A 15,408-nucleotide genomic window follows, 5' to 3' on the forward strand; every position below is an offset into this window, starting at 1 on the left:
TTTTAGGTCGCTGGCTTAAAGGCCCAGTACAAATTTAGCAGTAATGTTCTTCTGAACTTCATCAGAACCACCATAAATGGTGGCAGCACGGCTCATCATAAAGCCACGGCGCGCAACATCACCAAAGTCATGGCCAACCTGCTCATTGCTAGCACCATCTTGTACAACCGTACCGAAGTAACCGGCAAGGTCTAACTTCAACTCCTGAATAGACTGTTGAATCTCGGTACCTTTTAGTTTCAATAATGATGATTCAACCCCCGGACCATTGCCCTTAGACATTGATGCCAATACTCGCAGTTCGGTAAACTCCAGAGCCATTAGGTCGATTTCTATGTCACAGATACGCTGACGGAAGATAGGATCTTCAATCATGGCGCGACCACCATTAACTTCGGCGGCAGCCAGTTTCTTCACCTCAGCCAAGTTACGCTTAGAGTCAGCCACACCGGCAATCGCGGTACGCTCATGGGCTAACAGGCTCTTAGCGTATGTCCAACCTTTGTTTTCTTCTCCGATCAAGTTTTCAACAGGTACGCGTACCTCTTCAAAAATGACCTCATTCAAGTGGTGCTCGCCGTCAATCGTTACGATTGGACGCACGGTAATACCTGGGCTTGTCATATCGATAAGGATAAAACTGATGCCCTGCTGAGGCTTGCCTTCGCTACTGGTACGCACCAAGCAGAACATCCAGTTGGCATGCTGAGCTAATGTTGTCCAAATCTTCGCGCCGTTAATGACATAATGATCGCCATCACGCTCGGCCTTGGTTTTCAGAGAAGCCAAATCCGAACCAGCACCCGGCTCAGAATAACCTTGGCACCACCAATCATCAGCGTTCAGAATTCGCGGTAAAAAGCGCTCTTTCTGAGCATCGTTACCAAAGCTGTAAATTACCGGGCCTACCATTTTTAGACCAAACGGCGATACGTCAGGTGCACCTACTGCGGCGCGCTCATTTTCAAAAATATAGCTTTGGGTGGGAGTCCAACCAGCGCCACCGTGTTCTACTGGCCACAGTGGTGCAGCCCAGCCCTTCGAATTGAGCTTACGCTCCCAAGCAACCTGTACATCTTTATAGCTACCAGGCTGTTTCGCTTGGCTGGCCAATTCTTCGTTCCAAGCGTCCTTCAAAAAGGCACGTACTTCATCGCGAAAAGCAAGTTCCGCTTCGCTAAAGTTGATATCCACCTTGCTGTCCTCATTGTTGTTCTACGACCGGTGCTCACTGGGCATCATCGCCTCAGTAATCCATTTATCTTTCACGTTCTAGTGTAGAGCGAATAAACACAAACATCTTTATGTTAAAGTGACAGCTTTCTTAGCAAAAAGTGACAGCTGGGCGATCTGGCAAGTCGAATGATTTATTATGCAAATTAAGAACCTCATTAGCTTTGTAAAGGTGGCCCAATTGGGCAGTTTTCACGCCGCCGCCAAACAGCTACATAGCTCGCAACCGGCCATATCAGCCCGAATTAACTCACTTGAGAACGAGCTGGGTGTACAACTCTTTGAAAGAGATGCCAGCGGCACCCGCCTTACCAGCCGAGGCCAGCAGCTGCTGCCACTAGCTCAGAAGATGTGCTCGCTCCAGCAAGATATGAAAGAGCAGCTACGTGATGTACTTCCCGAGCGAGGCATTGCGCGCATAGGGGTATCCGATACCTTAGCCCATCTATGGCTAACCAGCATGCTAAGTCGCTGGCAAGAGCGCTTACCCTTGATGGAATTTGAGATCTGCGTGGATGTCAGTAACAACCTGAATCAGCAGCTTTTAAAACACCAACTCGATCTTGCCTTCGTCGTTGGCCCAAGGCAGAGCGATGAGTTGTGCAGTGAGCCACTTATTGAATACCCACTATGTTGGGTAAGCAGCCCAAGCCTTACTAGCAATTGGCATGGCCAAATAAGCCTGGCCGAACTAAGCAAGCACCCTCTGTTGAGCTTTCCGCGCAATAGCTTACCGGGTAGCCAATTGCAACGAATGCTAGCCGAAGCCGAGCTAGACGAGGTGCGCCTACACAGCTGCAGTTCATTGGCGAATCTGCTGCCACTGGCAGAACAGGGCCTTGGCAGCGCTTTAATACCTGAAGCGGCCGCCAGCAAAGCCGTACAAAATGGCAAGTTAGAAAAACTGGATGTAAAACCGAGCCCAGCCCCCCTTCCCTTTATCAGTTGCTGGCGAGCCGACGACGAGCGCCACTTAGCGCCACTATTGGCGCAGATTGCTTTAGAAATAGTTGCCCAAGAGCAGTTTGAATAAAGGGAATAGCTTGAATAGCGTGCGGCACTCCCCAATATTGATCCTATCAGCTAAGACCTAGACGATAGCTTACACTATTCGCCAGGGACCAACTTAGCGGCAAAACCAAATACAAAATAGGAAACCACATACTCACCACAATTGGCCCAGTTAAACGTATTTCCGGTTGAAACAAAATAAAAATGAGCACGCCCCATAGATACGGTAGAGCCATAAGCCCCGCGACAAAGAAAAGGTGCACAATAAGCGATGGCTTTATTTGCTTTTCAAAACGTTTGATTAGCATCCAAGCTAAGCCAGCATAGGCCATCGACAAGGGGTTTAACCACATTTGAATATTACTTTCATGAAGTTCACGTGCAAAAGCAAACTGCCAAAAATCTTGCTCTAGAAACAACTGGTGGGGCTTGCCTGCCATCCACTGCGGCCAAAATTCAACACTCAAGCGAGATGCATCATCCATATTACTAAGATACATAATCGCAATAGCCAAGACCATAAAAACAAATAGTCCTTGAAGCATCATAATGGCCCTTAGCGTATATGATGTACTAAGCAAAAACGGCCATATGCTTCGCGCTGTTTGGCTTAGCAGCCACATTTGGGCCTTATTAACACCGCCATCAAGTCGCTTGGTATTGTATTCCTCGTACAGATCACCTATCAAAGCATCGGCGACATGAAGAGGCAAACACAATCGCAACAGGCCAGAACAGAGTTTTAAAAGCCAACTAGACATAAGTAATACCTCGCAACTGCGCCAAGCCCCACATAGTGGTTAATTGTTGACGACTTCGCTGCAGAGCTTTTTTACCGATAGCCGTCACTTCAATCATTCGCTTAGCCTTACCACCACGTTTAGCAGTGGCCCCATCGAGATTACTTGAGACTAACCCCCTTTTTTCTAAGCGCTCTATCGTGGCATACAACGCTCCCAAGCTCACATCGCGAGATATGGCCTCGTGTAATTGTTGACGGATGCTTGCACCATAGGCGCCCTTTTTTAGCGACAATACCGCTAACAATACATACTGTTCGAACTCACCGAGTTGTAACTCATCTTTTGGCATATAACTACTCTCCAACTATTATTACTATAAAGTAGTATATATTGCTGTAGATGCAAGAAAGTCATATGAAGATTCAGACTAATACGCAGCTGTCTGCATTATTGGGCGCGGCAAGCTGAACACCTCGATCTAAAGCTAAAAAGATACGCCAAGTGCTAAGATGTGCTGCCTATACAGGTTCAAGGATACATTCATCATCAATATCAGCGCCTGAATCAAAAATTGCAATTGCACTCGATGGCTTACTAAAATAATACCCTTGAACAACATCACAACCTAAATCCCTCAAAATCAATGCCACTTCAAGGGTTTCAACCCCCTCCGCAATGACTTCCAACTTCATTTTTTGGGCAAGATATATAATGGCGCTGACAATATCTCTACTACTCTCATTTACCGAGATATCTTTAACAAACACCATATCAATCTTAACCGAATGAACGGGCAGCTGCTTAAGGTAAGCGAGTGAGGAATAACCCGTACCAAAATCATCAATGTAAATTTTGTGTCCTTGCAACTTCAAAAGCTTAAGCTGTTTAATGGCGTTTCGACTGTTATCAAGAAGCATACTTTCGGTAACTTCCAGCTCAAGCAAGCTTGGCTCAAAGTTATACCGGCTAATAAGGTCTCGAAATTTTTCAGAAAAATTATCAATCGCCAATTGCTTGGCAGATACATTTACCGCTATGGGTAAGGCTTGATCACTGATCGATAGATCTTCAAGCTGCCTGCACACCTGATGTAAAATATCCCAACTTATATCGATAATATTCCCTGTCTTTTCAGCAAGATCAATAAAACGCGAAGGTGAGACTATGCCATCAGCTGGGCAGTGCCAACGCGCCAGCGCTTCGTAGCCAACAAAGCGTTGGCTATCCATGTCATATTTGGCCTGATAGTGAGGCCTAAATTCTTTATTCTGAACAGCTTTGTGCAATTTTGATTCAAGGATTAAGGCGTTTAAGGACGTCTGCCCCATTTGCTTAGAATGCCAACACCAAGCGTTACCGCCATGGGACTTTGCCTCATACATAGCCGCATCTGCTCTAGACATCAGCAAAGGGATTGAATCGGCATCAGATGGATACTGAGCTAAACCGATACTGAGGGATACATGAAGCAGTTTCTTTTCTAAAAACAATGGTTCATTAATGGTATCAATCAGCTTTTTTGCGCATTTCTCTGCGTTTAATCTATCGCCAGAGCATTTACAGACAACCAGGAATTCATCACCACCTAACCTAGATATCAAGCTTTCAGGATTGAGTGTTGCCTTCAACCTTGTTGCCAACAAGATAAGTAGCTTATCTCCGACTTGGTGCCCCAAAGAGTCGTTGACATGTTTGAAGCGATCCAAGTCGATAAACAAAACACTGAAAGCCTCCTTGCGCCGAGCAAAAGACTTCATATGCTCTACTATCTTATGGCGATTTGGCAATGAAGTTAAACTATCAACACTGGCCAGATATTTTAGTTCCCGGTGATACCTAAGCCGCTGAATAATAAACGACAACAAGATCGAACCGAGAACGATGGTATATATGAGATAGGCCCACCAACGCATCCAAGGTGGTGCCTCAACAGTGATATTAATGCTCGTTCTATTCTCGGAGCTAAAACCGTCCTTAATCTCGAAACTGTATTCTCCCGGGCTAAGATCAGAAAAGCGTGCAAACCCTCGATGAGTTTTAATCCAATTATCATTAAACCCTGTCAAACGATAATAAATCGTCTCGCTAACATTGGCCTTTGGCCTTGTTGTGCCAAATGAAACTTCTAAAGCATCATCAGTATAAAGAAGAGCGATTGAGTCTTTTACGTTTAGTATTGCCTTTTCGCCGCCATCCTTAGCAAAAACAACCAACTGATGAATTTTAAGGCTGTGATCAAGCTGCAATTGTTCAAGCTTTGCTGCATCCAGAATCACGATTTTTCCTGGCTCAGAAAAAACGAGCTGATCGCCTTCAATCACACCAAGTAAGGTAGAGCCATGTTTTCTGGGAACCCCTTCACTTATATTATAAAAACTAACTTTGTGGCTGTTAGTATTTATTCGGTAAAGTCTAGTTTTTGCTTGGTTTAACGACCAAATGTAGCCATCACTGAGGACTTGACTCTCCTGATCAAGTTGAACGCCATCCAGATCCTCTATCGCATTTGCGAACAGAGTATTAGCACCCGGGAGGAACTCATAAAATTCGATAGCCGGGCTTAACACCCAGTATTTTCCATTTGAGTAAAATACTTTTTGTGGGAAGTCAGCCTTCCCTCTATTTTCAATATTGATCTTCTCGAAACTGTCGAGAGACCTATTGTACCGACATAGAAACCCTTCGCCAGACCATGCCAGCAAACCATTATCGACAATTCTTGGGTACACTCTTTTGATCATGTTTGAGCAAAAAGAACTTGGGTAAGAGAACAATGAGTTCGACTTTTTATCTAAGCGATGAATATTGTACTGGGTATCAATAATCCAAAGTCCATCAATAGGGCTACTCACAATGGAATTGACGTCGACATCTGAGATTATGCGCGTTTGTGTATTTTTAGAATCAAACTCAATAACGTTAAGTGACTCTGAATCGTGTAGCCAAATCCTCTTTTCTTCATCGACTTGAAATGAATAGGGTGAATGATGCAGAAAGTATTGCTTTAGTTCCCCGTTGTAGGGGTTGAATTCAATGAATAGCTTATCCCTGCTCAGCCAAATATTTCCCAAACCATCTTGATAGAAACTCGTCGCCACGAAATCGCTCAGAGCGGAATTTGATTCTGAGAGATTAAAGGTATTGTATATCCCTTCCCCTACTCTTGCCGCTTTTAAGGTGTTAAGGCCATAAAATAATAATTCACCATCCTGCCCCAGGAACAAATCACTTAGGTAAACAGACTTGGTATTCGATGCGACCTGGATGCGCCCCAAGTTATCATCAACCTTCGCAACTGAACTTAAATTAAGCCGCCCCCATACAACCCCATAACGATCTCCACTTAATTTTAAAAATGAGCAACGCTCGCCAACATCACATGGCAGCTCTATTTTAGTTAGTAATTTGTAATTTTTATCAAAGGCATAATAGTGGCGATCGCTTACTAGCAAAAATTTATTAGCGGTCTTTTCAACTGAGGCAACACTCTGGCCAGCGACAACTTTTAAATCGCCAGGGTAACTGATCGCAGCATCCTTAGGCGTGGAAAGCAATTTAGATACCGGATCGTACCGGTAAAGCCCGCTTTTAGATGAAAACCAAACTTTTCTATCATCAGTTATAACGGCATCTTTATTAAATAGGATTCCCTTTGATTTCTGCGCTTGCAAAAGTCCTTCATCTAGAACAAAGCCACCTTCTTTATGTGTTAACCTGAAAGCACCCTGTTTATTGCTAAGAACAACAATATCATCGCCCGAGACAGAGATATTCCAAACGTACAAGGACGCTAAAGCTTGAACCTCAGATATTTGATAGCTATCTAAACTAATATAGTACAAGCCACTTAGAGTTCCGACCCATATTTTGTCGCCCGCAAGCAGCAAACGTGAAACCGGAAGATTATAAAGGGGCATAGATTTATCAGAGTGAACACTGATGACTTGCCTACCATCGTAACGATAGAGCCCCGTTTCAGTACCGATCCAATACAAACCTTTTTCGTCTTTAATAACCGCGTGGATTAAGTTAACACGAGAAAACTCAGATAGGCCAAGATCGTAAACATCTAGCTCAAAAGCGCTTGCTTCAACCTTCTTTAATCCGACTAAGAGCGGCAGTATAAGATAGAAGCAGATACTGAAAATTCCTATTTTTCTGTTCACACTTCCCACCAGCTATCCATAGAGAGGTTTTAAAATTTATATTTTCCTGCGACCCAAGGCCCAACTACATTGAGCGTTCAGATATAGAGACTCACTAGACCAATAGAATGATTTAACTGTTATTAATAGACCTGCAATCCTCTATAAAAGCTGATTATGCATGCAACTTGAATAAGCCATAAACATGGTTATTTACTGCGCACCATTAGTCCTTTAGGGCTAGACTGGCACTAAGGTAGTACTTAATGGAAGCCCAACTACAGAATAATACGGATATTTCTATGAAAAAAATCAGGTGGAAAGGCCGGATAAAATGGGCCGTCTGAACAGCTAGCCTTGCAACTTAAGCCTAACAAGCTCGTCTTGTAAAACACTCTGCTGTTTGACTGACCAGCCAGCTATTTAATTGTAGAAACCCGCTAAAAAGCTACTTAAAGCGCCTATCCATTGCAAATACTTGCTAGCTTCTGACTATTATTGCGCTGAAAATTTGAGAGTGTTTTATACGATTGACTAGCCATGTCTTAGAATGGAATAAAGAACGAAAAAGATGACTTAAGGACTAAAGCAAAGAATGCGAGCATCCATCACACCCAACTTAGACCTAATTTTGACTATCCAAACGTAAGATATTGAAATGGCCGCCCTATTCTTTTGATAACTCTTTATTTATCTAGTAAAAACCTCGTAGCATTCTAGCGGTCGACTCTCATAAGCTTGTACCATCCTAACCTTAATACTTGAGTTCAAGATAACTGGCCACGTAAAACACTAACACTCCGTTATAATGACTAACTCGCCGCAGGGCAATTTAACCACGGCTAAGTTCAATCTTGGCCTCAACTCGTACCCGAACAAATATTGGTATAGGGAAGATTCATGCTGAAAGGACACTTTTCTGCTTTTTTATCGGCTTTTTTAGTCTTAACACTGGGCGCATGCTCAACCACCACGCTCAACCACAATCAGATTATTGCAAAAGAACAATCCACTGCACTTGAGCTTTTGCAAGAAGACATCAAGACTGACGAGCTATTCAATGACATATCCATCGACCCTAAAAAGGCCGTTGTTATTACTAAGGTGTTTTCTTTCGGGCGAGACTATATCCGACTCAACGGCATTCCTATCCCTAAAGGCGAGATCTATCGAACCTCAGCACTATTGTTTAGCAACATCAACGAACCCGATATAGAATTTGTTGCCGCTGGCCCCGAGTATCACGTTTATCAAGTTCCTGCCGGACAGTACTACCTAGCTAGAGTGGCCGCCGGAATGCCCATTATCGTCGCTAATAGGACTGTCGGGCACAACACCTTTAATTACATAAAAGGTAGCGCTCTCGATGAAGAGGGTAACCCACAATATGGAAGTATAAATTTACAGGAAGGCGAAGTAGTCTACCTTGGAGATATTCAAACCTATGGCACTGCTGTTGATATAAAACTCTATCCCAATTTCAATACCAGTGACAAACAACTTGAAATGAAAGCTTTTTTGAAGCAGCACTTCCCAAACCTAGAAACAAAAGTAACAACACGGCTATTCACAGTTCAGCAACCAGATCCTGAAATGCAAGAGATTCTTCAAGGTATTGAACCAGAGCGTTTAAAGACTAAACGCCTTAATCTCGAGAAAAAACTCAGTAAGCATGTAAACCTTGAAGCGGAATCAAGAAAGCATCACCATCTGAGCAAGCAATATATTGAACGGCTAAGCAAGGACAAGGACCGAATCAAAACCTATAAAGAAATTTATAACCTTTGGTTAAACGATCCTCAACTCTTTGACGCTATCGAAAAACACGCTCTAGACTACGCAAAACGCTACGAAGACACTGACACAAACAAAGGCGAAGCACATTGGGCATTCCGTGCGCTAGCCTCTTCAGGGCTACAGAAGTATAGATCTACTTTTGAGGCCATCCAGCAAATGTCAGGATCGGCAAAGCGTTCACAACAAGCACTTAAATATTTAAACGTACTTAATGAACGCACTCTATTATCTAGAGATATTCACAGCGATTCTTACTTAAACGAAGAGTGGGATTGGCAGCAGCAACATAGCGCCAATATGATAGCCAGCAGCAGCCCTCATTGGCGAATCAAAGGTGCCAGCTCGATAATACGGAACGAGTATTATGACAAGCCAATGCTAGACCACATAAGTGACGTACTGATCTCATCGGTAAAATCCAACAAATTTGACAAGTATGACCGAAAATTTCAACTTCTCTTAGCTAAAGCCTTAGCGCGCTGCAAAGATATTCGCTATCGCAAAGTTCTTCAACAGCTTATGGATTTAAGTAGTGACAGCAAAGTGAAGGATTATGCTGAAGAGTATATTGAATATCTTGAAGATTCCGTGGATTAATTAGCAATAAAAAAGCCGGATACTCTTCTATAACGAATACCATCTAATTAAAGCAGCTTTTACCTATAGCTTTGCTTTATTTTAAGAAGTTGTAATAATTAGGTAATTGGCTCAGCTCGCAGCTTGCGATGCTGAGCCAATGAAAGTGGGAATCCTTTATATTCTTACCTCAAACCGCCCTCTACGATACCCATAGCTTTTACCGCTGTGATGTCCTTTTAAACGTAGAGAAGCTCAGCACAAAAAGGCTTGCTCGGCGGAAATAATGTATAACCGTTAAATATATTTAGCTGTCTTCTGGCTAATTCTATGTTTTCTAGCAACTAGTAGTTGAAACAATTGCCTAGTTTTTTAGGACGGGACGTGGACACGAGGGATTGGCCTAGCTTTTAGATAAAAAGGCTAGGCCAATAAAGGCAGATATTCTTTTAAGTTTTACAAAGGAATTTATTGTGGCTCGTAAACCGCTTGAAACTCTACATCAATACTTGGGGTGACAGTATCACCATTCTCATCAAGCATTTCGAATAACAAATAGGCTCTATCATCGCCAACCGAAGATACATCTATTACAACATCGCTACCAATTTTCTCATCAATGAATATTGAATCACCTTCAGAACAAATTCTGCGTTGAGTACAAGCTCGGATTCTAAGTATTTCCCCATAGATTGAATTAACGTTTATTGTTCGACTTCCGTCTTCTTTCTCTTCAACCAAATAATCAGCTACCGTAATAAATCCATCTCGTTTATCTAAAAATCCAATATTGTGAGTGAGTTTCTTTTCGACCACATCGCGGATAACAAAATTCTGATTAGCTTGTGACCACTGAACTAATGTCTTGGAGGCTGCATCAGGGAAATCATTGACATAAGCTACTCGACTCACTCCCGTCAGAAATTCAGCCGAAGCGCCAGCAATAGTGAAGTTATGAGTTGAAACAAGATTTCCGTCTATGAACAATCTCGCTTGATGCTCCCCTAAGCCATAATTCCCCCAAAAAATGATGCTACCAAAACCATTATTCCCTTCATTCTTACATACTTGCGAGGTATCGCTCCTTGCACCGCCAGTTATCATTCTAATTGGCTCAAAGTCATCAATAACGACTTGAACTTCTTTCGCGTCTTCGCAGGTCCAGCCTCGAAGCAAGCCGACCCCTCCCTCAATGGAGTTATTTCCAGGGCTTTCAAGTGAGCTTTGTGCCACAACCCCATTTCCCATTAATAAGGCGAGCATTAACATATATTTATACACGTTCATAATAATATCCCTTTAAAATTAGCGCGGCGTTAATTCAATACGAATACGAATATCTTCACTTGCAACTTGGTTATCCTGCAGGTAGAAGTTGTACGTTCGAGGGACCCCACCGGCGACTACTGTTAAAAACCGCCCTCCGACACAAGCATTTGCGTTACTAATTCCTGTTCCGTTAGCAAAATCCCCACATATAGTTACCTGCTCGGCTCGTTGATTAAAGGCTTGAACGGATTGAAAATACGAGCCAGCACCGACAGGAGTAGTAAAACTGTACATGCTGGTTTTTTCACCCTGTTTTAAAATCGATAAATGAGTAATCGAGCCGGCCGCTGCCTTAGGCAGTTCACTGGGCTCAGGAATAAAAGCTGAAGTTACCACAAAATTCTGATGAGCCTCTGACCATGCGAGGCTGACATCGCTTTGCTGACTAGGGAATTTTATTAAATCCTGGGCAAACTCACGCCCCTTTAAAAATGCGCTATCTGCTCCACTGACCCTAAAGGTGTGTGTATCAACAATCTCACCATCGATAGTTAAAGTAGCAGTGTGCACACCCACACCAAAATTCTGCCAAAATACTACGGTACCAAAACCGTTGTCTCCATCGTTGCCGCATCTTTCAGCCGTATCAGGCCTTTCACTACCAACCCCTAGCGGGATCTCGAGATCACCGATGGTAACAAGAACTTCTGACACGCTTTCACAAGTCCAACCACGAATAACACCTACTCCACTTTCGAAAACCCTGTTTCCAGGACTTTCTAACGACGACTGTGAATACGAATTACTTGCGATAAAAATTACTAAGAAAAACCAGGTTAGTTTATTGACTGTTTGTCCATTCATTTATTTCTCCATTCCCTTGAAACAACAAGCGTGATGCAGTATTGGTCGGGTGTTTAAAAGACTCTTAAGATCACAACTAAAAAGAAGCACAAGTTTGCCTACATCAAATATGGCTGCTACTAAGTTGCAGCACGAATTCTGCAATAGATTATCGCCATTAGATATCGGGCAAACGAATGATCAAGAAAAGCTCTGGTCGATCAATTTACTAACCGAGAGTATGAATACTATTTGCGCAGCTATTAACATCGCTATAGTTTTGATTACAAACAGGACACCCACCTATAATTACCACCCATCACTAACACATGCAGCCCTCCATCAAGCAAAGCCAAATTACTAGGTCTAACCACGAATCGGATTGTTTTGGTCTTATTTAAAGTAGGAAGGAAAAATCAGGGGCTGGCCTAGCTCTCTGGCTGCGGGGCTAGGCCAATGAAGGTGAGTGTCCTTTATATTCTTCGATATTTGTTTCTATTCCTGAGTACTATGATCTATTATCGACAAATATTTGTTCATAAGATCTAAATTTGCAAAATCAAGGCGACTACCCTTTGGCCGTGTATACCCTCTCAACCAAACCCAATCATCACCCTTTCTAAATATAACCCCCTTTATGAGGGCCCAATCTTTATAGCTACCATTGGGGCTCAACTCTTGTTTTACGAAGTATATTTTATTGGCTGGCTCATTGCTTCTACTTAGTGTTGACTCTTTAAATTTCGGCGGATATTTGAGTCGTTGCCCCTCTTTTAGAGGAATGGTATTAATGATGCATTGTGTCTGCTGATCTATATCACTCGATGCGCCCTCATCTTCACAGAAATTTTCTGATACGGTGATATTTATGTATGTCGGGGATGAGTCATAAGGCTGGTGCGCTTTTAGACTTTGATAAACAACACCCTCTCGCACCTCTACTGATTGCAATTCGAGGCCCTTTATACGTAACTTCAAGGACCATGGGCGATTTTTAATTTTGATAGTGGAATACATACTCTCATCGTAATAGAGACCACTAGGGTCACCATTGCTCTTTCGCAAATCTAGATGTCGATATACACAAGGGTTTTTAACACATTCCTTCACGCCACTGCTACTATAGCCCGTCACTCTTAAATGCGCAGTCGGATAATGGGTGACTTTGATGTTTTCACCAAATGTATCAATGTTTTCGTGATGGCCGTTATTTAAAGGTTGTGGTTGAGAGATGGTATGATCGCCATATTCAATGGTCTTGATCGCATGTGATACAGTTTTTTCAAGCTCAGGCATGATTGCATTAAAATCTCGGACTGGAAACAATTCCCCCGGCTTTAGAGAGTAACCCCCTCTCATCCCATAAATTACAATCAAGTAACCAATTTCTCCATCGATTTTCAACGGACAACGAAGCTCAGTATCTGGCGGGTTTCGGTAAAATAGCGCGCTATTATCACTATTTACACCTTGAAGACGCCACAGATCAATTTTCCAACACACCCAATCGTTTATTCTAACCAAACGCTCAATCGTATCGACCATATACATCTTAAAATCGGCACCTTGGTTATAAATGCCCCTTCGTTCTAGCATCATGCCACCATAATAGTCCCCAGTTCCCAGTTCCCAGTTCCCAGTTCCCAGTTCCCAGTTCCCAGTTCCCAGTTCCCAGTTCCCAGGGCATATTTAAGCCCTTCGTATAAACCTCGAGGGCCGGACCATAAATTATGTCTTTTATTTGGGTCGCTATCAGTTATACCTAGTTTTATATTGACGCTAACAGATATATCATTGGCTCCGGTTTTACCGCCCAGCCTAAACACCCCAGATGATCTACTTGAGTCCTTATAAATAAATCGATTATCAAATTTTTTTAACGAATATCTAACCCCATTATTATTTATGTAAACAGGAGTGTTGTATTCAAACTGAACCCAGTTCTTTCCTGCATTTAGATCAATAGTCTGCCGCGGGCCGAGACAACTTTGTAGTGTTACGCATATACAAACTAATACAAAAAATGCAGAACCTCTATTCATTACTGCGCCCCCCCTTTACTGGTACTGTTTTTTTATTTTTTGGACTATTAGACTGCTGTGAGGTAAGCATATTCATGTTTATAGCAGCGCTGCCACAACTCAAACAAACAGGACACCCACCCATAACCACCAACCAACACTAACACAAGCAACTTGCTATGAGGCACAGACAAATTACCTAATTTCAAACCACAGATCGGATTACTTGAGGGTTAAACTCATTTGACTCTACAGGGAAAAACCAACTGCATTGGCACGACAATTAAAATACGCCGCTAACAGATAGTTTAAGCAAACCAAAGTTGGGAGATTTTTTCTTGATAACGGATAGAGCACCCGCAACAAACAGGACACCCACCCATAACCACCACCCAACACTAAAAAACAAACAGGACACCCACCCATAACCACCAACCAACACTAACACAAGCAACTTTCTATAAGGCACAGTCAAATTACCTAATTTATAACCATAGGTCGGTTTATTTGAGGGTTAAACTCATTCGATGATGATAGCGGTAGGGGCTACATTGGCTCGACAATTAAAATACTCCACTAACTGCTAGCCTTAGCAAACCAAAGTTGGGAGATTTCCTCTTCAGAACGGATAAAGCACCGGCCAGTGTTTTAAAGCGAGACTCAAACTGAGTTGCAGCTACTATGAATTCATCAGGCTCTATACCTAGGCGTTGTAACATCGCCGGGGCATCTCTGCCAACGAACCCTCTTTTACTGTTGCGGATTATACGACTTGTCCAATCAACCAGCTCTAAATAGTCTAGCAATCTAAAAGGTAGGCCTTTGGGCTGCTTGTTACAGGGATTACCTGAAAATGGATATAAATTAGTAGCTTGTTGATTAATCAGCTCTGGGTTTTTGCCTTGTTTTCCTGATGTCTTCGCTCTAGCCGCTCGCTTTTTTACAGAAGTAAAATCGGAATCTTCAGGAAACTTAGCCATTCTTGCCCGCACAGGATTTAGATCTACATACGCCATACAGGCAGCGAGTGCCTTTTCATCTAGTAAGGCCTGGCTTTTAAACCGCCCCTCCCAAAAGCGCCCTGTGCAGTTGTCCTCTTTATTTGATTCACGTGCCAACCACTCATTACAACAGCGCATAAACCAACTGATATCACTTAAACGGCTGCGCCACTCCTTAACAACAAGGCCTACTGCATCTAACTCCGCCTGACTCAAATCGCCACTCTGCTGGTAACGCTGCATTAGATCACTGCCTTTAAAAAGACTCAACCAACGACTAACCACCTCTTTTGCGCTCAATTCTTTGGCTTCCTGATGATCGACATGCAGCACGACATGATAGTGATTACTCATTACGGCATAAGCACAAACATCGATGCAAAAGACAGACTGCATAGCCAGAACTCTTTCCTCAATCCAGGCTCTGCGATGCTCATAGTTTTTACCGCTGTAATGATCTTTGCCGCACAAAAATGCTCGACGCACACAGCGGCTTACGCAGTGATAATAAGGTGTATCGGCTAAAGATACTTGCTGGCTTCTGGCTAACGTCATGCTGATAAATTACTACAGCTTTCGACGATTGCTTAGCTTTATTTAAAGCTGAACGAGAAAATCAGTGGATTGGCCTAGCTCTAAGGTTGCGGGGCTAGGCCAATGAAAGTGGGTGTCCTTTATATTTTCTAAAACTCGACGAGAAAATCAGTGGATTGGCCTAGCTCTAAGGCTGCGGGGCTAGGCCATTGAAAGTGGGTGTACTTTAAATTTT

At 42.9% G+C, this 15,408-nt stretch carries 11 protein-coding genes; 2 read left to right on the plus strand and 9 right to left on the minus strand.

Annotation, left to right across the window (positions count from 1 at the left end):
- Nucleotides 1-15: 15 nt before the first annotated feature.
- Entirely contained in the window at nucleotides 16-1,194 is a 1,179-nt protein-coding gene (locus tag Q1A41_RS07950) for an acyl-CoA dehydrogenase family protein (RefSeq protein ID WP_299976884.1), read from the minus strand.
- Nucleotides 1,195-1,372: 178 nt separating this feature from the next.
- Here Q1A41_RS07950 and Q1A41_RS07955 point away from each other — a divergent pair, with 178 nt between their 5' ends.
- Nucleotides 1,373-2,266: a LysR family transcriptional regulator gene (locus tag Q1A41_RS07955; RefSeq protein WP_299976887.1), complete on the plus strand. Its 894-nt coding sequence runs from the start codon at nucleotides 1,373-1,375 to the stop codon at nucleotides 2,264-2,266.
- A gap of 46 nt (nucleotides 2,267-2,312) precedes the next feature.
- Here Q1A41_RS07955 and Q1A41_RS07960 read toward each other — a convergent pair whose 3' ends face one another.
- The 3 genes from Q1A41_RS07960 to Q1A41_RS07970 all read right to left on the minus strand — a co-directional run bounded on the left by Q1A41_RS07960 (nucleotide 2,313) and on the right by Q1A41_RS07970 (nucleotide 7,153).
- Complete coding sequence (locus Q1A41_RS07960) at nucleotides 2,313-3,005, minus strand: hypothetical protein (RefSeq protein ID WP_299976890.1); 693 nt, start codon at nucleotides 3,003-3,005, stop codon at nucleotides 2,313-2,315.
- Nucleotides 2,998-3,336 (minus strand): PadR family transcriptional regulator, encoded by a 339-nt coding sequence (locus Q1A41_RS07965; protein ID WP_299976894.1) that lies wholly within the window; start codon nucleotides 3,334-3,336, stop codon nucleotides 2,998-3,000. Before Q1A41_RS07965 ends, Q1A41_RS07960 begins: the two co-directional genes overlap by 8 nt.
- A 169-nt stretch (nucleotides 3,337-3,505) precedes the next feature.
- Entirely contained in the window at nucleotides 3,506-7,153 is a 3,648-nt protein-coding gene (locus Q1A41_RS07970) for an EAL domain-containing protein (RefSeq protein WP_299976897.1), read from the minus strand.
- 879 nt (nucleotides 7,154-8,032) lie between these two features.
- Between Q1A41_RS07970 and Q1A41_RS07975 the strand changes: the two genes are divergently transcribed.
- Nucleotides 8,033-9,526, plus strand: coding sequence for a hypothetical protein (locus tag Q1A41_RS07975; protein WP_299976900.1), 1,494 nt, complete (start codon nucleotides 8,033-8,035; stop codon nucleotides 9,524-9,526).
- A gap of 447 nt (nucleotides 9,527-9,973) precedes the next feature.
- Here the strand turns inward: Q1A41_RS07975 and Q1A41_RS07980 are convergent, their stop codons facing one another.
- From Q1A41_RS07980 to Q1A41_RS08000, 5 genes are all read right to left on the minus strand, one after another.
- Entirely contained in the window at nucleotides 9,974-10,792 is an 819-nt protein-coding gene (locus Q1A41_RS07980) for a hypothetical protein (protein ID WP_299976902.1), read from the minus strand.
- An 18-nt stretch (nucleotides 10,793-10,810) separates the two neighbouring features.
- Nucleotides 10,811-11,638, minus strand: coding sequence for a hypothetical protein (locus Q1A41_RS07985; protein ID WP_299976904.1), 828 nt, complete (start codon nucleotides 11,636-11,638; stop codon nucleotides 10,811-10,813).
- Between the two features lie 474 nt (nucleotides 11,639-12,112).
- Nucleotides 12,113-13,216 (minus strand): hypothetical protein, encoded by a 1,104-nt coding sequence (locus Q1A41_RS07990; protein WP_299976907.1) that lies wholly within the window; start codon nucleotides 13,214-13,216, stop codon nucleotides 12,113-12,115.
- Nucleotides 13,213-13,659 carry a hypothetical protein gene (locus tag Q1A41_RS07995; protein ID WP_299976909.1) on the minus strand — a complete coding sequence of 149 codons (447 nt, stop codon included), beginning with the start codon at nucleotides 13,657-13,659 and terminating at the stop codon, nucleotides 13,213-13,215. Before Q1A41_RS07995 ends, Q1A41_RS07990 begins: the two co-directional genes overlap by 4 nt.
- A 542-nt stretch (nucleotides 13,660-14,201) precedes the next feature.
- Nucleotides 14,202-15,194: a transposase gene (locus Q1A41_RS08000; RefSeq protein ID WP_299976912.1), complete on the minus strand. Its 993-nt coding sequence runs from the start codon at nucleotides 15,192-15,194 to the stop codon at nucleotides 14,202-14,204.
- Between the last annotated feature and the right edge of the window lie 214 nt (nucleotides 15,195-15,408).

Origin of the sequence: uncultured Pseudoteredinibacter sp. (assembly GCF_947502065.1) — a bacterium.
GTDB lineage: Bacteria > Pseudomonadota > Gammaproteobacteria > Pseudomonadales > Cellvibrionaceae > Pseudoteredinibacter.